This is a genomic window from Pseudomonas vranovensis DSM 16006, assembly GCF_000425805.1.
GTDB lineage: Bacteria > Pseudomonadota > Gammaproteobacteria > Pseudomonadales > Pseudomonadaceae > Aquipseudomonas > Aquipseudomonas vranovensis.
Genome location: NZ_AUED01000003.1, coordinates 121,651 through 140,412, shown reverse-complemented (window position 1 = coordinate 140,412; position 18,762 = coordinate 121,651). Strand labels below are relative to the sequence as shown.

Here is an 18,762-nt window from a genome sequence, read left to right as displayed (position 1 = left end):
AGGCAACGCGTGGGTAAAAAAGTGCGGCAAACTCTAACAACGGCGGGGATTTTGGGCAAGGCGCCAATATGTTAAATTGGCAGTTTTTCCGAGCAAGCCAGCACACGATCGCGGCCTTATGACCGTAAATCTGTCAGCATGTTCCTCATCGCGGACCAATTCCGTTTTTGTTTCCCCAGGAGATCCCCATGGCGCTTGAACGCTGCGACGTGGAAAAGATCGCTCATCTGGCCCGATTGGGCCTCAATGAAGGCGATTTGCCACGCACTACCGATGCCCTGAACAGTATTCTGGGACTGGTCGACCAGATGCAAGCGGTCGACACCACTGGCATCGAGCCATTGGCCCACCCACTTGAAGCCAGTCAGCGCCTGCGCGCCGATGTGGTAACAGAAAGTAACCAGCGCGAATCCTACCAGGCCATCGCCCCGGCGACCGAAAACGGCCTGTACCTGGTTCCGAAAGTCATCGAGTAAGGGAATAGAGCCTGCCATGCATCAACTGACCCTGGCCGAGATCGCCCGCGGACTCGCCGACAAGAAATTCTCTTCCGAAGAGCTGACCCAGAGCCTGCTGGCGCGGATCAAGCAGCTCGATCCGCAGCTGAACAGCTTCATCAGTGTCACCGACGAACTGGCCCTGAGCCAGGCCCGTGCTGCCGACGCCCGTCGCGCCGCCGGTGAAACCGGTGCCCTGCTCGGCGCCCCGCTGGCGCACAAGGACCTGTTCTGCACCGAGGGCGTACGCACCAGTTGCGGCTCGAAGATGCTCGACAACTTCACGGCGCCCTACGACGCCACCGTGGTTGCCAAGCTGGCCGAAGCCGGCACCGTGACCCTGGGCAAGACCAACATGGACGAGTTCGCCATGGGCTCGGCCAACGAGTCGAGCCACTACGGCGCGGTCAAGAACCCGTGGAACCTCGAGCACGTTCCCGGCGGTTCGTCCGGTGGTTCGGCTGCGGCCGTCGCCGCGCGCCTGCTGCCAGCTGCCACCGGCACCGACACTGGCGGTTCCATTCGCCAGCCCGCCGCCCTGACCAACCTCACTGGCCTGAAACCGACGTACGGTCGGGTTTCGCGCTGGGGCATGATCGCCTACGCCTCCAGCCTCGACCAGGGCGGCCCGATGGCCCGCACGGCCGAAGACTGCGCATTGATGCTGCAAGCGATGGCCGGCTTCGACGCCAAGGACTCCACCAGCATCGACGAGCCCGTCCCGGACTACAGCGCCAGCCTGAATAGCTCGCTGCAAGGCCTGCGCATCGGCCTGCCGAAGGAATACTTCGGCGCAGGCCTGGACCCGCGCATCGCCGAGCTGGTCCAGGCCAGCGTCAAGGCGCTGGAAAACCAGGGTGCCGTGATCAAGGAAATCAGCCTGCCGAACATGCAGCACGCCATCGCCGCGTACTATGTGATCGCCCCGGCCGAAGCCTCCTCCAACCTGTCGCGTTTCGACGGCGTGCGCTTCGGCTACCGCTGCGAGAGTCCGGCCGACCTGACCGACCTGTACAAACGCTCCCGTGGCGAGGGTTTCGGCAGCGAAGTGCAACGCCGGATCATGGTCGGTACCTACGCCCTGTCGGCTGGCTACTACGACGCCTACTACCTGAAGGCACAGAAGATCCGCCGCCTGATCAAGAACGACTTCATGGCCGCCTTTGAAGACGTCGACGTGATCATGGGCCCGACCACGCCAAACCTGGCCTGGAAAATCGGCGCCAAGAACAACGATCCGGTCGCCGCGTACCTGGAAGACATCTACACCATCACCGCCAACCTCGCGGGCCTGCCGGGCCTGTCGATGCCAGCCGGTTTTGTCGATGGCCTGCCGGTTGGCGTGCAACTGCTGGCCCCGTATTTCCAGGAAGGCCGCCTGCTCAACGTCGCGCACCGCTATCAGCAAGTCACTGACTGGCACACTCGCGCACCTAACGGCTTCTGAGGGATCACCACATGCAATGGGAAGTTGTCATCGGGTTGGAGATTCATACCCAGCTCGCCACCCAGTCGAAGATTTTCTCCGGCAGCGCCACCACGTTCGGCTCCGAGCCCAACACCCAGGCCAGCCTGATCGACCTGGGCATGCCCGGCGTACTGCCGGTGCTCAACCAGGAAGCAGTGCGCATGGCCTGCATGTTCGGTCTGGCGATTGACGCCGAGATCGGCCATCACAACGTGTTTGCGCGCAAGAACTACTTCTACCCCGACCTGCCCAAGGGCTACCAGATCAGCCAGATGGAGCTGCCGATCGTCGGCAAGGGCCACCTGGACATCGCCCTGGAAGACGGTACCGTCAAGCGCATCGGCATTACCCGTGCGCACCTCGAAGAGGATGCCGGCAAGAGCCTGCACGAAGACTTCAGCGGTTCGACCGGTATCGACCTGAACCGTGCCGGCACTCCGCTGCTGGAAATCGTCTCCGAGCCCGAGATGCGTAGCGCCAAGGAAGCCGTGGCCTACGTCAAGGCCATCCACGCCCTGGTGCGTTACCTGGGCATCTGCGACGGCAACATGGCCGAAGGCTCGCTGCGTTGCGACTGCAACGTCTCGATCCGACCAAAAGGCCAGGTCGAGTTCGGCACCCGCTGCGAGATCAAGAACGTCAACTCGTTCCGCTTCATCGAGCGCGCGATCAACAGCGAGATCCAGCGCCAGATCGAACTGATCGAAGACGGCGGCAAGGTCACCCAGGAAACCCGCCTGTACGACCCGAACAAAGACGAAACCCGTTCCATGCGCAGCAAGGAAGAAGCCAACGACTACCGTTACTTCCCCGACCCGGACCTGCTGCCGGTCGTGATCGAAGGCGCCTACCTCGACACCATCCGCGCCACCCTGCCGGAACTGCCACCGCAAAAGCGCGAGCGTTTCCAGAGCCAGTTCGGCCTCTCTGCCTACGATGCCAACGTGCTGGCCTCCAGCCGCGAGCAAGCCGACTACTTCGAGCAGGTGGTCAGCGTGTGCGGCGATGCCAAGCTTGCCGCCAACTGGGTCATGGTCGAGCTGGGCAGCCTGCTCAACAAGCTCGGTCTCGAGATCGACCAGGCGCCGGTCAGTGCCGAACATCTGGGCGGTATGCTCAAGCGCATCCTCGACAACACCATCAGCGGCAAGATCGCCAAGGTCGTGTTCGAGAAGATGGCCGCCGGTGAAGGCGATGCCGACCAGATCATCGAAGCCGAAGGCCTCAAGCAGGTCACCGACAGCGGTGCAATCGAGAAGGTCCTGGACGAAGTGCTGGCGGCCAATGCCGAGCAGGTCGAGCAGTACCGCGCCGCCGATGAGGCCAAGCGCGGCAAGATGTTCGGCTTCTTCGTCGGCCAGGCCATGAAGGCCTCCAAAGGCAAGGCCAACCCGCAGCAAGTGAACCAATTGCTCAAGAGCAAGCTCGAAGGTTAATTGCTGATCGCGGGCAAGCCCGCTCCTACCTGTAGGAGTGGGCTTGCCCGCGATGGCCACACCCCCGGAGCACTTGCATACATGTGGCGTCCCCTCAGCGCACTCGCGCTCTTTGCCCTGCTGGCCGGCTGCGCCAGCCACGATATCGATCCCCGCGGTTACGACAAGACCGGCACCGCCTCCTATTACGGCTCCCGACACCACGGTAAACGCACTGCCAGTGGCGAGCCCTTCAACAAGAACGCCATGACCGCTGCCCACCGCAGCCTGCCCTTCGGCACCCGGGTCAAGGTCACCAACCTGAAAAACGATCGCACGGTCGTGGTACGCATCAATGACCGCGGCCCGCACACCCGTGGCCGGTTGATTGACCTGTCTCAGGCCGCCGCAGAAAAACTGGGCATGATCCGTAGCGGAACGGCGCGTGTACGGGTACAAAGTCTCAGCGACTGATCCTGTAACGGAGTACGACCATTTTCGACCTGGCCGCTTTACCCACCTTCAGCCTGCTGCAACTGAGCTTCGGCCTGCTGTTGCTGATCGCCGGTGCCGAACTGCTGGTGCGCGCCGCCTTGCGCCTGGCCGCCAGCCTGCAGGTACGCCCGTTGATCATCGGCTTGAGCCTGGTGGCCTTCGGCAGCAGCGCACCGCAACTGACCGTCAGCCTCCAGGCCGCCTATACCGGCGCACCGGATGTGGCGGTGGGCAGCGTGGTCGGCAGCAACATCTTCAACATCCTCGTCACCCTGGGCCTGGCTGCGCTGATCATTCCGCTGCGCGTCTCGCGCCAACTGGTGCGCCTGGACATCCCCCTGATGATCGGCGCCAGCCTGCTGGTCTATCTGCTGGCCCTCAACGAACTGCTCGGACGCCTGGAAGGTGCGCTGCTACTGGCAGGCCTGGTGGGCTACCTGGCAATCCTCTGGCATCAGTCGCGTCACTATGCTCGTACCTACCCTGCCCCCGGCCCACGGCCGCAGCAAGGTGGCGGGTTCTGGATCACCAGCCTTCTGATGATGCTCACGGGCCTGGGCTTGCTCAGCCTTGCCGGGCACCTGTTGCTGGAGGCCGCCGTGGAAGTGGCGGTGGACCTTGGACTGTCGGAGCGGGTGATCGGCCTGACGGTCGTGGCGGTCTGCACCTCGCTACCGGAGCTGGCGACATCGCTGATCGCGGCCCTGCGGGGTGAACGGGAGATCGCCGTGGGCAACGTGATCGGCAGCAACCTCTTCAACCTGCTGGCGGTGCTCGGCCTGACTGCCCTGATTGCGCCCGAGCCCTTGTCCATTTCGCCCAATGCCCTGGATTTCGACCTACCGGTGATGCTTGGCGTCGCCGCCTTGAGCCTCCCGGTGTTCTACTCGGGTTACCGGGTCACCCGCGCCGAAGGTCTGGTGTTTCTCGGTTTGTACCTGGCCTATGGACTGCACGTGGTGGCCTTCACCACGGGCATGCCGTTGGCCACCCGCCTGGAAAAACTGATGCTGTTCTATGCACTGCCAGCGCTGGGAGCCTGCTTGCTGTACACGACCCTGCGCGCCTGGCGCCGCCAACACTAAGGAAAACAACATGGGCGACAACAACAAAACCGGTGAACAAGTCCGCCGCCAGGTCATGGGCGATGCCTTCGTCGATCGTGCGCTGGGCAATGCCACCGACTTCACCCAGCCGCTGCAGGACTTCGTCAACGAACACGCCTGGGGCAGCGTCTGGAGCCGTGAAGGGCTGCCGCTGAAAACCCGCAGCCTGATCACCCTGGCTGCCTTGACCGCGCTCAAGTGCCCGCAAGAACTCAAGGGCCACGTGCGCGGCGCCCTGAACAACGGTTGCACCGTCGAAGAGATTCGTGAAGCGCTGCTGCACTGCGCGGTGTACGCCGGCGTGCCGGCGGCCATCGACGCGTTTCGCGCCGCCCAGGAGGTGATCGACAGCTACCAGCAAGACTGATCGATCACCCCGCGCCCGGGCCGTCAGTCGGCAGCGACGGCGGCCTTGTGGCCCTTCTTCTTCAGCCAGAAGGCCACGCCCAGTACCGCCAGCCATACTGGAATCAGCAGCACCGAAATGCGGATGCCGGGAGTCAGGTACATGATCACCAGGATCAGGGCCAGGAAGGCCAGGCACACATAGTTGGTCAGCGGGTAGCCCCAGCTCTTGTAGAACGTGGTTTCGCCAGCTGCCTGCTTGGCGCGGCGGAACTTCAGGTGGGTGATGCTGATGATCCCCCAGTTGATCACCAGCGACGACACCACCAGCGCCATCAGCAAGCCGAACGCTTCAGCCGGCATCAGGTAGTTGATCACCACACACAATCCCGTCGCCAGCGCCGAGATCCCCAGGGCCGCCAGGGGCACACCACGAGCGTTGACCTTGAGCAGGCTCTTGGGCGCATCGCCCTGCACCGCAAGGCCGAACAGCATGCGGCTGTTGCAGTACACGCAGCTGTTGTAGACCGACAGGGCCGCCGTCAGCACGACCAGGTTGAGGATCGTCGCGACCAGGTTGCTGTCCAGCGCATGAAAGATCATCACGAAGGGGCTGCCCCCCTGCACTACCTTCTGCCACGGGTACAGCGACAGCAGCACAGCCAGCGCGCCGATGTAGAAAATCAGGATGCGGTAGATCACCTGGTTGGTGGCGCGCGGAATGCTGTACTTGGGGTTGTCGGCCTCGGCGGCGGTAATCCCCACCAGTTCCAGGCCGCCAAAGGAAAACATGATCACGGCCAGGGCCATCATCAGGCCACTGACGCCGTTGGGGAAGAAGCCGCCGAACTGCCAGAGGTTGGCAACGCTGGCATCCGGGCCGCCGTTGCCGCTGATCAACAGATAGCCACCAAAGGCAATCATGCTGACGATGGCCACCACCTTGATCAGGGCGAACCAGAACTCCATCTCGCCGTAGACTTTCACCTGGCTGAGGTTAATCAAGTTGATCACGACAAAGAAGATCGCCGCCGTGGCCCACGTCGGAAAACCCGGCCACCAGTACTGGATGTAGATCCCCACGGCCGTCAGTTCGGCCATGCCCACCAGCACATACAGCACCCAGTAGTTCCAGCCCGACATGAACCCGGCGAACTCGCTCCAGTAGCGATGGGCAAAGTGACTGAAGGTGCCGGACACCGGCTCCTCGACCACCATCTCACCCAGCTGGCGCATGATGAAAAAAGCGATCAGGCCTGCAATCGCATAGCCCAGCAGCACCGAAGGGCCCGCCAGCTGGATGGTCTGGGCAATCCCCAGGAACAGGCCTGTACCGATGGCACCACCGAGTGCGATCAACTGGATATGGCGATTCTTCAACCCGCGGTGCAACCGCTCTGGGGTGATCTCGTCTTGCATGAAGTGTCCTCTGAGGGGGAGGCAGTGTTGGAATTATTTTCTTACAGAATCTAGATCCAACCGCCCCACTGCAAGAAAAAGATGCCGATATTGGTGGTAATGGCGGCCATCAGGGTGGTTATGACGATGATTGCCGCCGCCAGCTCGTGGTTGCCATTGGTCGACCTCGCCATTACATAGCTGGCCGCCGCCGTAGGGCTGCCGAAGTACAGGAACAAGATGCCCAGCTCCGCTCCACGAAACCCCCACAGCCAGGCACCCAGGGTAGCCAACAGGGGCAACCACACCATCTTCAACAGGCTGACACTGACCGCCAGCCCCCCGCTTTGACGCAATGACGCCAGCGACAGGGTACCGCCGATACAGATCAGTGCCAGGGGCAGCGTCATCTGCGCCAGATAGTCACCGGAGGTCAGCAACCAGTTCGGCAGGGCCACCTGCCCATAAGCCAGCACCGCCGCCAGCAGCACACTGATGATCAGTGGATTGCGCAGGATGCTCTTGCAGATGCTCCATGGATCGGACTTGGCGCTCGGGCTGTACACCGCCAATACCACCACCGAAAGGGAGTTGTAGAGCAGGATCACCAGGCCCGCGAGGACCGCGCCCAGCGAAATGCCGTAATCGCCATACATACTCGCCGCCAGCGCCAGGCCGATGACCCCGTTATTGCCACGGAATGCGCCCTGGGTGTAGATGCCACGGTCTGCACGGGGGCAGCGCCAGATCGCCAGGCCCCATGCCAGGCCGAATCCGATCAGGGTGGCAAGGGCAAAGTAGATCAACAACCCAGGCTGGACTGCAGTGGTCAGGTCAGCGTGGTAGATCCCCAGGAACAACAATGCCGGCATGCAGACATTGAAGACCAGGGCCGAAGCCGTGTGGATGAAGCCGTCGTTGATGGCATTGATGCGCTTGAGCAGCACGCCCATGAACAACATGGCAAAGACCGGCGCCGTGATGTTCAGCGTCTGGAGAAAGAGGGCGAGCATGCAGGGCGGTCCCGGTGGCTGTCGTTAGGGGGCTAATGATACGCCTGCGCCGCCGGATAAATCGATTGCGGGGCGAGCTCGCTGCACGCTCGATCACAGGCTGTCGGCAGCGGCTACACCGGCGATCTGTAGCCGCTGCCGAGGAACGAGACTGCAATCGACGGAGCAGCAGCCGCCAGGTGGGGCTTGCCCCGCGATTTCAGGGGTTAACGCCGAACCGGCCGCTTCTGCAGTTTGCGCTGCAAGGTACGCCGGTGCATGCCCAGGGCCCGGGCGGTGGCGGAGATATTGCCCTCGTGCTCGGTCAGCACGCGCTGGATGTGCTCCCACTGCAGGCGGTCGACCGACATCGGGTTTTCCGGCACCAGGCTGTCCAGATCGGCATGCTCGGACAGCAATGCCGCCAGCACATCATCGGCATCGGCTGGTTTGCACAGGTAGTTGCAGGCACCGCGCTTGATGGCCTCGACGGCCGTGGCGATGCTCGAGTAACCGGTGAGGATCACCACGCGCATTTCCGGATCGAGCTCCAGGAGCTTGGGCAGCAACACCAGACCCGAGTCGCCGTCCATCTTCAGGTCCAGGGTGGCGTAGTCAGGCACATCCTGCTGGGCCAGTACCAACCCTTCTTCGGCGGAACTGGCCGTACTCACGCGAAAGCCGCGGCGACTCATGGCCCGGGCCATGACCCGGGTAAAGGTGGCGTCGTCATCTACCAGCAACAGGTGTGGCAGCTCTTCGCCTTCAACCTGAATTTCATCACTCATCACACATCTCCTCGCGCGTCACGCGGCAGGCGCAGCTCGGTGAGCGTACCGCCCTCTTCATGACTATAGAGTTTTACCGAGCCGCCAGCACGGGTCACGCTGGCCTTGCTCAAGAACAGGCCAAGGCCGAAGCCCTTGCCCTTGGTGGTAAAGAAGGGTTTGCCGATGGACTCGGCAATGGCCACCGGCACGCCCGGGCCGTGGTCACGGATGCTGATGACCATGTCCTGGGCATCCCAGTCCAGGCGCACTTCAAGCTCGTCGGGGCAGGCATCGGCTGCATTGTTCAGCAGGTTCAGCAACGCCTGGGTGAGGTCGGGTGGCGGCGCCAGGCGCGGCACACTGCCCTGGCCCAGGCGCTGGAAGCGATAACTGGCCTCGGGGCGCATCAGGTGCCAGCGGTTGAGGGCTTCATCCAGCCAGGCGGTCACTTCCTGGTCCTCGACGGCCATGCGCCGATTGGCTTCAGCGGCACGCACCAGGTTCTGCAGGGTTTCCTTGCACAGCTTGACCTGGTCCTGAAGCACCGCCAGGTCTTCCTGCAGCAGTGGGTCGTGGTGGTCCTGGCGCATTTCCTTGATCAGCACGCTCATGGTTGCCAGGGGTGTACCCAGCTCGTGGGCGGCACCGGCAGCCTGGGTCGCCACGGCCAGCAGTTGCTCGTCACGCAGGCCCTCCTCACGTCGCTCGGCGCGCAGTTGCTCCTGGCGGCGCAGCTCTTCGGCCATCTTGGCTGCGAAAAAGGTGATCACCGCAGCGGCCAGGGCGATGCTCAGCCACATGCCGTAGACCTGCATCTTTTCCCGTGCCATGGGGAAGGTTTCCAACGGATAGAACTGCACCAGCAACAGGCTGTAGGCAGCCAGGGCAATACCGGAAAGAATCAGCGAATAGACCCAGGGCAACGTCACCGCAGCAATCGCCAGCGGCACCAGGTAATAGGAGACGAAGGGGTTGGTGGAGCCACCCGAGTAGTAGAGCAAGGCACTGTGAATCAGCAGGTCGCAGGCCAGCTGGAAGGCGTACTCGAGCTCCGTGACCGGCAACGACAGGCGCAGGCGCAATGCCGTGAAGGCACACAGTAGTGACGACAGACCCAGGGTGATTACCAGCGACAACCAGGGCAGCGGCAGCAGGTCGGTCCAGTAGGCAACACCTACTGAGCCTGCCTGGGCGGCCAGCACCAGGATGCGGATGAAGGTCAGGCGCCAGAGGTTCTGGCGAGTGGCGGACAACATTTGTACGGGGGCGAGCATGAGCTCTCCTGATGAGTGCTCCAGGGCGAATCGTGGCGAGTATACCGAAGCTGCAGGCGCGGCTGCTGACATGCGGCAAAGCGCCACACTTTTTTACACAACAATGATGGCCTTTTTGAACCTCACTGCACTCTTGCCAGTCTCATGGGCCATGCGTGGAATGGAGCTCCCAGCGCCCACGCCTTTTTTTCAAGGAGTCATACATGCTCAACCCTCGTCGTAGCGCCGCCCTCGTGATGGCCACCAGCCTGCTCGCCAGCCTTCCGGCACTGGCCGAGGCGCCCCGTTACAACCAGATCTCGCTGCGCGCCGAAGTCAGCAAGGAAGTGGCTCGCGACCTGATGATCGTGACCCTGTACAGCGAAGCGCAGAACACCGACCCGGGCAAGCTGGCCAACGAAATTACCGAGACCATGAACAAGGCGGTGAAGCAGGCCCGTGAAGTCAAGGAAGTGAAGATCAGCCAGGGCAGCCGCAACAGCTACCCGATCTACGACAACAAGGGGCAGAAAATCACCGGCTGGCGCGAGCGTGCCGAACTGCGCCTGGAAAGCGCCGACTTCCCTGCCCTGTCCAAACTGACCGGTGAGCTGCTGCAACAACTGAAAATGGGTGGCATGGACTTCTCCATCGCGCCAGCCACACGCAAATCCAGTGAGGACGAGCTGCTCAAGGACGCGGTCAATGCCTTCAAGACCCGCGCTCAACTGGCCACCGAGGCCCTGGGCGGCAAGGGCTACAAAGTGGTCAACTTGAACCTCAACAGCAGCGGCTACCCGCATCCCTATGCCCGCAGCGCCCCAATGATGATGAAAGCCAGCATGGATGCCGAAGGCGCCGCGCCAAGCCCGGACATCGAGGCGGGCACCAGCCAGGTCAGCCTGAGCGCCGACGGCACCATCGAAGTTCAAATGCCCTGAGCCACGCCTATGCTCTACCGCGGCAGTTTCGGCTGCCGCGATGGCCACACCCGACAACACGCGCACCATCCTGGTGCTTGGCGTGAATCAATCTGCGCACAACGTCTTCGAAACAATCTGAAATACCCACTCGCAAACGATCAACTCCGTAAAATTTACACGGATGCGACATTCCTGTACGTCCGTCCCACTCTTTGTTGTCACACATCCTTTTGACTGTTGCATTGGGTACAGGGCCTGCATAAGTATCCGCAGTACGGCTCACAAGGCCCCCTCAAAATCAAAAATGACAACAAATGAGGCCACCATGCTCAAACACGCGGTCATTCCGTTCCTGGTCGGCGCAGGCTTGCTTGCCGGCGCACCCTCAGCCCTCGCGGCGACTAACCTGGTGTTTTGCTCAGAAGGCAGCCCGGCCGGATTCGATCCCGGCCAATACACCACCGGAACCGACTTCGATGCCTCAGCCGAGACAGTCTTCAACCGCCTGAGCCAGTTCGAACGTGGCGGCACTGCGGTCATCCCGGGCCTTGCGACCCGCTGGGACATCTCCGACGATGGCCTGACCTACACCTTCCACCTGCGTGAAGGCGTCAAGTTCCACACCACCGACTTCTTCAAGCCGACGCGCGAATTCAACGCCGACGACATCCTGTTCACCTTCAACCGCATGCTCGACAAGGACATGCCGTTCCGCAAGGCCTACCCCACCGAGTTCCCTTACTTCACCGACATGGGCATGGACAAGAACATTGCCAAGGTGGAGAAGCTCGACGACCACACCGTCAAGTTCACCCTCAATGAAGTCGATGCCGCGTTCATCCAGAACATGGCCATGAGCTTCGCCTCGATCCAGTCGGCCGAGTACGCCGACCAGTTGCTCAAGCAGGGCAAGGCCGCCGATATCAACCAGAAGCCGATCGGTACCGGCCCGTTCGTGTTCAGCAAGTACCAGAAAGACGCGCAGATCCGCTTCAAGGGCAACAAGGAATACTGGCAACCCGAGGACGTGAAGATCGACAACCTGATTTTCGCCATCACCACCGACGCCTCGGTACGCATGCAAAAGCTCAAGAAGAATGAGTGTCAGGTCACCCTCTTCCCGCGCCCGGCCGACATCGAATCGCTCAAGGCAGACCCAAACCTGAAGATGCCTGACCAGCCCGGCTTCAACCTGGGCTACATCGCCTACAACGTGATGGACAAGATCAAAGGCAGCAATGAGCCCAACCCCATGGCCCAGCTCAAAGTCCGCCAGGCGCTGGACATGGCGGTGAACAAGCAGCAGATCATCAATTCGGTATACCAGGGCGCCGGCCAACTGGCCGTCAACGCCATGCCGCCAACCCAATGGTCGTACGACACCACCATCAAGGACACCCAGTACGATCCGGAGAAAGCCAAGCAGTTGCTCAAGGAAGCTGGCGTCAAGGAAGGCACCGAGATCACGCTCTGGGCCATGCCGGTGCAACGCCCCTACAACCCCAATGCCAAGTTGATGGCAGAAATGCTGCAGTCCGACTGGGCCAAGATCGGCATCAAGGCCAAGATTGTCAGCTACGAGTGGGGCGAGTACATCAAGCGCTCCAAGGGTGGTGAGAACGGCGCCATGCTGATCGGCTGGAGCGGTGACAACGGTGACCCGGACAACTGGCTGGGTACCCTGTATGGCTGTGATGCGATCAACGGCAACAACTTCTCCAAATGGTGCGACCCCGAGTACGACAAGCTGATCAAGCAAGCCAAGGCCACCTCTGACCAGGCCAAGCGTACCGAGCTGTACAAACAAGCCCAGCAGCGCCTCAAGACCCAAGTGCCGATCACGCCGATCGCTCACTCCACGGTGTATCAGCCCATGCGCAAAAACGTGGAGGACTTCAAGATCAGCCCGTTTGCCTTGAACTCCTTCTACGGCGTCAGCGTGTCCAAGTAGCAGCCACTGGCGGCCGCTGTGCAGCACCTTCCGGTGTGCGCAACGGCCTGATGCTGGCCTGGCAGGTCAAGCGCAAGCGCATCGACACGGGAACGTCGGTGCCGCTTTGCGCGGACCTCCTGTACGCCCTCGCGTAACCCCCTTTGCAGCAACGCTTCGATGCCATTTGGCGTCGCGGCATTGCCGTATGTGCCGCCCGAGGACGTGCGCCCCGGACCGCTCAAAAACAACAAGAGATAAGGGATCGTCATGCGCCATACCCCGTTTTTTGCAGCACTGCTGGGCCTGGGCCTGCTCACCCAGGCACCCATGAGCCAGGCCAGGAACCTGGTGTTCTGCTCCGAAGGCAGCCCCGCCGGCTTCGACACCGCCCAATACACCAGCTCCACCGACAACGATGCCGCCGAGCCGATCTACAACCGCCTGGTGGAATTCGAGCGAGGCGCCACGGCCGTCAAACCGGCCTTGGCCAAAAGCTGGGAAGTGTCACCCGACGGGCTGACCTACACCTTCCAATTGCGCGAAGGCGTGAGGTTCCACAGCAACAAGGACTTCAAGCCCACGCGTGAACTCAACGCCGACGACGTGCTGTTCACCTTCAGTCGGATGCTTGATCGAGAGCACCCGTTTCGCAAGGTCTACCCCACCGAGTTTCCCTACTTCGTCGGCATGAGCCTGGACAAGAACATTGCCCGGGTCGAGAAGACCGGCCCGATGACCGTGGAATTCACCCTCAACAGCGTCGATGCCGCCTTTGTACAGAACCTGGCGATGAGTTTTGCCGCCATCCTCTCGGCCGAGTATGCCGACTACCTGATGACCTCCGGACGCCCCAGCGACATCAACCAGAAACCGATCGGCACCGGCCCGTTCGTGTTCCAGCGCTACCAGAAGGACTCGCAGATCCGCTATCGCGGCAACAAGGACTATTGGAACCCCGACCAGGTAAAGCTCGACCAGCTGATTTTCTCGATCAACACCGACCCGTCGGTGCGCATCCAGAAGCTGCGCAAGAACGAATGCCAGGTCACCGTGCATCCACGCCCGGCTGACCTGGAGGCACTCAAGGCCGACCAGAAGCTCCAGGTCATCGAAAAGCCCGGCTTCAACCTGGGCTACATCGCCTACAATGTGCAACACAAACCCTTCGACCAATTGCAGGTACGCCAGGCCATGGACATGGCGGTGAACAAACCGGCCATTGTCCAGGCGGTCTACCAGCATGCCGGGCAACTGGCTGTCGGCAGCATGCCACCCACCCAGTGGTCGTATGACGACAGCATCGAGGATGCCGGCTACAACCCGGACAAGGCCCGCGAACTGCTCCGGGCAGCCGGGGTCAAGGAAGGTACCGAAATCACCCTGTGGGCCATGCCTGTACAAAGGCCCTACAATCCCAATGCCAAGTTGATGGCCGAAATGCTCCAGGCCGACTGGGGCAAGGTCGGCCTGAAGGTCAAGATTGTCAGCTACGAGTGGGGCGAATACCTCAAGCGCACCAAGGACGGTGAGCACGATATCTCGCTGATCGGCTGGACCGGCGACAACGGCGACCCGGACAACTGGCTGGGCACCCTGTACAGCTGTGACGCGATCGGCAGTAACAACTATTCCATGTGGTGCGACCCGCAGTACGACGCACTGGTCAAGCAAGCCAAGACCGTCACCGACCGCGAGCAACGCACTGTGCTCTATCGACAGGCTCAGCAGCGCCTCAAGCAGCAGGTGCCCATCACCCCGATCGCGCACTCGACGGTCAACCAACCGCTCAGTGCCAAGGTCGAGGACTTCAAGGTAAGCCCATTCGGGCGCAACGTCTTTTCCGGCGTCAGCATCCACTAATCCCTGCCATGGCCAAAGGCGTGCGATCCACGCCTTCGGCCCTGTGCAGCCTGGATCTGCCCGATGGCGATCGGGCAAACGTTTGCAACCCCTGTTCCACCGCAAAAGCGCCCAACCCACAAGGCCAGGCGCTCACAAAAAAAAGAAGAAGAAAGGGAGCTTTACCTTGAGACGATCTACCACTGCAGTTCTCGCCTTGTCCCTCACAGGCCTGTCCGTCATGGCCCAGGCTGAACCCGCCAGCCAGGACTTTGTCCCGGTCAGTGTCAAAGACACCAGTGCCCAGAGTCAGGCCAGCGGCTTTATCGAAGGCCAGAGCCTGTCCGGTACTACCCGCAACTGGTACGCCCGCGAACGCGCCACCCGTGCGCCACTGTGGAAGTACTACAAAAGTGACGGCACGCGCCACGACACCCACAGCCGCGACAACTGGGTCCAGGGCACCATCCTCAACTACAGCTCGGGCTTTACCGAAGGCGCCATCGGTTTCGCCACCGAAGTCGCTGCCTACAACGCCATTGCGCTGGAACAGGGGCGCGCGGCCGTCGCCGGCCCCAACAACCGCACCCTCACCCACAGCGACGGCGATGTCATCGGCCAGTGGAGCAAGATGGGCCTGGCCAACGTCAAGGCGCGAGTGTCCAACACCACCCTGACCGCCGGCCGCCAGTCGATGGATACACCGGTCATCGCCTACATCGGCAACCGCGCCCTGCCCTCGAGTTTCCAAGGGGTGAGCGTTCACAGTGAAGAATTCGACAACCTGTCGTTCGACGCCGGGACCTTTGACCGCGTATCACCGCGAACCGAGCAGAGCCTGAGCAAGTTCCGCTCCGAGTACGCCGCCAACGGCTCAGAAACCGATCGCATCAGCATGATCGGCCTCAACTATCAGCCACTGCGCAGCCTGAAAACCAGCCTGTACGCCTCCAAGGTCGAAGACTTCTGGAACCAGTACTACTTCGGCGCCAACCATGAACTGGGCGACAGCGCAGTGTTGAGCCTGACCACCGGCCTCAACTACTACAAGACCAAGGATGAAGGCCGAAGCGAACTCGGTGAAATCGACAACGACACCTACAGCCTGTCGCTGGGCCTGACCCATCAGGCGCACAGCCTGTCCTTCTCGTACCAGCAGGTGAACGGCAACGAGTACTTCGACTACCTGCATGAAACCAACGCCATCTTCCTGGCCAACTCCCTGCTCTCGGACTTCAACGGCCCGAACGAGAAATCCATGCAGATCGCCTATGGCTTGAACATGGCCCAGTACGGCGTGCCGGGTCTCAAGTTCAACCTGTACAACGCCCGCGGCTGGGGCATCGATGGCACCCACTACCGCGGTACTGGCTACGACGTGCAAGGCCAGGATGGCGAAACGCACTACGAGTGGGGTATCGGCACCAGCTATGCCGTGCAGAGCGGTGCGCTCAAGGACACCACCATCCGCGCCACCTACACCGCCCACCGGGCCAGCAAGGCCCAGGCCGACGGTAGCCTGGACGAGCTGCGGATCGTGACCACCATTCCCTTCAACATTCTCTGACGGCTGGCCATGGCCGGTTCACCGAACCGGCCATGGCGACTACGCTGGCTAAATTGATAGCCGGGAGGTTTCATGAAACTGCTACCGCTACAGGCTGCCCTGGCAGCCGTCCTGTTGAGCACTGCGGCGGGGCTTTCGGCCAAGCCGCTGGTGGTGTGTACCGAGGCCAGTCCGGAAGGCTTCGACATCGTCCAGTACACAACGGCCGTGACGGCCGACGCCTCGGCCGAAACCGTCTTCAACCGCCTGGTCGACTTCAAGCCCGGCACCACCGAGATCCAGCCAGCCCTGGCCGAGCGCTGGGAGATCAGCCCGGACGGGCTGACCTACACCTTCCACTTGCGTGAAGGGGTGAAGTTCCATACCACCGACTACTTCACCCCTACCCGGGCAATGAATGCCGACGATGTGCTGTGGAGTTTCCGGCGTCAGCTGGACCCGAACCATCCGTGGCACAACAAGACCAGCGTCGGCTTCCCCTACTTCGAGAGCATGGGCTTCAAGGCACTGCTCAAGAGCGTCGAGAAAACCGACGATCATACCGTGGTATTCACCCTCACCCGCCCCGAGGCGCCGTTCCTGCCTGACCTGGCCATGGCCTTTACTTCGATCTACTCCGCCGAGTACGGCGACCAGTTACTCAGGGCCGGCAAGACCGCCGACCTCAACAGCAAGCCCATTGGCACCGGCCCGTTCATCTTCCAGCGCTACAACAAGGACGCCCAGGTCCGCTACAAGCCCAACCCCGACTACTTTCGCGGCAAGCCGCCGGCCGATGCGCTGATCTTCGCCATCGCCAGCGACAACAACGTGCGCCTGCAGAAGCTCAAGGCCAACGAATGCCAGGTGGCGCTCTACCCCAAGCCTGACGACATCCCCAGCATCAAGGCCGACCCCAAATTGAAAGTGGCCGAGATGGAAGCGCTGACCACCGGCTATATCTCGCTCAACACCCAGCACCAGTACCTGAGCGACGTGCGCGTGCGCAAAGCCATCAACATGGCCTTCGACCGCAAGGTTCACGTCGAACAGCTGTTCGGCAAAGGCAATGCGCTGGTGGGCGTCAACCCTTACCCACCCACCCTGATGGGCTACAACACCGCCAACCAGAACCCGCCGCGCGACCTGGACAAAGCCCGCGCCCTGCTCAAGGAGGCCGGCGTGCCGGAAGGTACGGTACTGACCCTGTTCACCCGCAACGGCGGCGGCCCGACCAACCCCAACCCGCGCCTGAGCGCCGAAATGCTCCAGGCGGACCTGGCCAAAATCGGCTTGAAGGTCGACATCCGCGTGATGGAATGGGCCGAAATGCTGCGCCGCGCCAAGAACGGCGAAGCCGACATGGTGTCGGCAGGCTGGGCCGGCGACAACGGTGACCCGGACAACTTCCTTACCCCGCTGCTCAGTTGTGATGCCGTAAAAAGCGGGGAGAACTATGCACGCTGGTGCAATCAGGCATTCCAGGCGTTGATCGACAAAGCCCGCACCGTGACCGACACGGACGAGCGCGCAGCGCTCTATGTAAAGGCGCTGGCGGTGTACGATGAAGACCAACCGTGGATCAGCATGGCGCATCCGAAGATGTTCACCGCCATGCGCAACAACGTTGAGGGCTACCACATCAACCCCCTCACCAATAACAACTTCGCCACCACCCAGGTGAAGTAGAACAAGAACGACCGCCAGCCCCTACCCGGTTGCTGGCGGGCTTGCCTGACAGGCTGATGAGGTACACCAGAAGATGTTTAGTTTTATTGCCCGGCGCCTGGGACTCTTGATCCCGACCTTTTTCGGCATCACCTTGCTGACCTTTGCGCTCATACGCCTGATACCGGGAGACCCGGTAGAAGTGATGATGGGTGAGCGCCGGGTCGACCCCGAAATGCACGCCCAGGCCATGGAACGCCTTGGCTTGAACAAACCGCTGCCCGAGCAGTACCTGGACTACATCGGCAAACTGGCACAGGGCGACCTGGGTGAGTCGCTGCGTACCCGCGAAAGCGTCTGGCACGAGTTCCTCGCCCTGTTCCCGGCTACTTTGGAACTGGCCCTGGCGGCACTGTTCTTCGCGGGTATCGTCGGCCTGCTGGCCGGGGTGATTGCCGCCCTCAAGCGTGGCTCGCTGTTCGATCACGGGGTCATGGGGATATCCCTGGCCGGCTACTCGATGCCGATCTTCTGGTGGGGCCTGATCCTGATCATGTTCTTCTCGGTGAGCCTGGGCTGGACCCCGGTTTCCGGGCGCATCGACCTGCTTTACGACATCGAGCCGAAAACCGGCTTCATGCTCATCGATACTCTGCTCAGCGATGAAGAAGGCGCCTTCAAGGATGCCGTCATGCACTTGATCCTGCCGGCCATCGTGCTCGGTACTATCCCGCTGGCAGTGATCGCCCGGATGACCCGCTCCTCGATGCTCGAAGTGTTGCGCGAAGACTATATTCGTACGGCCAGGGCCAAGGGCCTGTCGCCTGCCCGCGTGGTATTCGTGCATGGCCTGCGCAATGCGCTGATCCCGGTGCTCACGGTATTCGGCCTGCAGGTCGGTACCTTGCTGGCGGGCGCGGTACTTACCGAAACCATCTTCTCCTGGCCGGGCATCGGCAAATGGCTGATCGAAGCCATCGGCGCTCGTGACTACCCCGTGGTACAGAACGGCATCCTGTTGATTGCCTGCCTGGTGATCCTGGTCAACTTCGTCGTGGACATCCTCTACGGCCTGGCCAACCCACGCATCCGTCATCAGCGCTGAGGGCCATGT

16 protein-coding genes are annotated in these 18,762 nt (G+C 61.7%); 12 read left to right on the top strand and 4 right to left on the bottom strand.

The window, feature by feature from the left end; genetic code table 11:
• The first annotated feature begins 188 nt into the window (after positions 1-188).
• The 6 genes from gatC to H621_RS0107620 all read left to right on the top strand — a co-directional run bounded on the left by gatC (position 189) and on the right by H621_RS0107620 (position 5,348).
• The gene (gatC, locus tag H621_RS0107645; protein WP_028942813.1) at positions 189-476 is read left to right on the top strand and encodes an Asp-tRNA(Asn)/Glu-tRNA(Gln) amidotransferase subunit GatC; all 288 of its coding nucleotides are present in this window, start codon (positions 189-191) and stop codon (positions 474-476) included.
• Between the two features lie 16 nt (positions 477-492).
• Positions 493-1,944, top strand: coding sequence for an Asp-tRNA(Asn)/Glu-tRNA(Gln) amidotransferase subunit GatA (gatA, locus tag H621_RS0107640; RefSeq protein ID WP_028942812.1), 1,452 nt, complete (start codon positions 493-495; stop codon positions 1,942-1,944).
• 11 nt (positions 1,945-1,955) lie between these two features.
• Positions 1,956-3,401 (top strand): Asp-tRNA(Asn)/Glu-tRNA(Gln) amidotransferase subunit GatB, encoded by a 1,446-nt coding sequence (gene gatB, locus H621_RS0107635; protein ID WP_028942811.1) that lies wholly within the window; start codon positions 1,956-1,958, stop codon positions 3,399-3,401.
• Between the two features lie 81 nt (positions 3,402-3,482).
• A complete protein-coding gene (locus tag H621_RS0107630) occupies positions 3,483-3,854 on the top strand; it encodes a septal ring lytic transglycosylase RlpA family protein (protein ID WP_028942810.1) in 372 nt (123 codons plus the stop codon).
• Between the two features lie 62 nt (positions 3,855-3,916).
• Positions 3,917-4,960 carry a calcium/sodium antiporter gene (locus H621_RS0107625; protein WP_084167939.1) on the top strand — a complete coding sequence of 348 codons (1,044 nt, stop codon included), beginning with the start codon at positions 3,917-3,919 and terminating at the stop codon, positions 4,958-4,960.
• Between the two features lie 10 nt (positions 4,961-4,970).
• The gene (locus H621_RS0107620) at positions 4,971-5,348 is read left to right on the top strand and encodes a carboxymuconolactone decarboxylase family protein (protein WP_028942808.1); all 378 of its coding nucleotides are present in this window, start codon (positions 4,971-4,973) and stop codon (positions 5,346-5,348) included.
• Between the two features lie 23 nt (positions 5,349-5,371).
• On the opposite strand, the gene H621_RS0107615 is transcribed toward H621_RS0107620, so the two are convergent.
• The 4 genes from H621_RS0107615 to H621_RS0107600 form a co-directional block, all read right to left on the bottom strand.
• A complete protein-coding gene (locus H621_RS0107615; RefSeq protein ID WP_028942807.1) occupies positions 5,372-6,745 on the bottom strand; it encodes an amino acid permease in 1,374 nt (457 codons plus the stop codon).
• Between the two features lie 50 nt (positions 6,746-6,795).
• On the bottom strand, positions 6,796-7,737 hold the full coding sequence (locus H621_RS0107610; protein WP_028942806.1) for an AEC family transporter: 942 nt from the start codon (positions 7,735-7,737) through the stop codon (positions 6,796-6,798).
• Between the two features lie 206 nt (positions 7,738-7,943).
• A complete protein-coding gene (locus tag H621_RS0107605) occupies positions 7,944-8,504 on the bottom strand; it encodes a response regulator transcription factor (RefSeq protein ID WP_028942805.1) in 561 nt (186 codons plus the stop codon).
• A complete protein-coding gene (locus tag H621_RS0107600) occupies positions 8,504-9,760 on the bottom strand; it encodes an ATP-binding protein (RefSeq protein WP_028942804.1) in 1,257 nt (418 codons plus the stop codon). The genes H621_RS0107605 and H621_RS0107600 overlap by 1 nt, the downstream gene beginning before the upstream one ends.
• 203 nt (positions 9,761-9,963) lie before the next feature.
• On the opposite strand from H621_RS0107600, the gene H621_RS0107595 reads away from it, so the two are divergent.
• The 6 genes from H621_RS0107595 (at position 9,964) to H621_RS0107565 (ending at position 18,753) form a co-directional block, all read left to right on the top strand.
• Positions 9,964-10,680, top strand: coding sequence for an SIMPL domain-containing protein (locus tag H621_RS0107595; protein WP_028942803.1), 717 nt, complete (start codon positions 9,964-9,966; stop codon positions 10,678-10,680).
• Between the two features lie 307 nt (positions 10,681-10,987).
• On the top strand, positions 10,988-12,613 hold the full coding sequence (locus H621_RS0107590) for an ABC transporter substrate-binding protein (RefSeq protein WP_028942802.1): 1,626 nt from the start codon (positions 10,988-10,990) through the stop codon (positions 12,611-12,613).
• Positions 12,614-12,862: 249 nt separating this feature from the next.
• Positions 12,863-14,455 carry an ABC transporter substrate-binding protein gene (locus H621_RS0107580; protein ID WP_028942801.1) on the top strand — a complete coding sequence of 531 codons (1,593 nt, stop codon included), beginning with the start codon at positions 12,863-12,865 and terminating at the stop codon, positions 14,453-14,455.
• 220 nt (positions 14,456-14,675) lie between these two features.
• The gene (locus H621_RS0107575; protein ID WP_051270477.1) at positions 14,676-16,001 is read left to right on the top strand and encodes an OprD family porin; all 1,326 of its coding nucleotides are present in this window, start codon (positions 14,676-14,678) and stop codon (positions 15,999-16,001) included.
• A gap of 72 nt (positions 16,002-16,073) precedes the next feature.
• Positions 16,074-17,669 (top strand): ABC transporter substrate-binding protein, encoded by a 1,596-nt coding sequence (locus H621_RS0107570; protein WP_028942799.1) that lies wholly within the window; start codon positions 16,074-16,076, stop codon positions 17,667-17,669.
• Between the two features lie 73 nt (positions 17,670-17,742).
• Positions 17,743-18,753, top strand: a complete 1,011-nt coding sequence (locus H621_RS0107565; RefSeq protein WP_028942798.1) for an ABC transporter permease subunit — start codon at positions 17,743-17,745, stop codon at positions 18,751-18,753.
• Positions 18,754-18,762 lie beyond the last annotated feature (9 nt).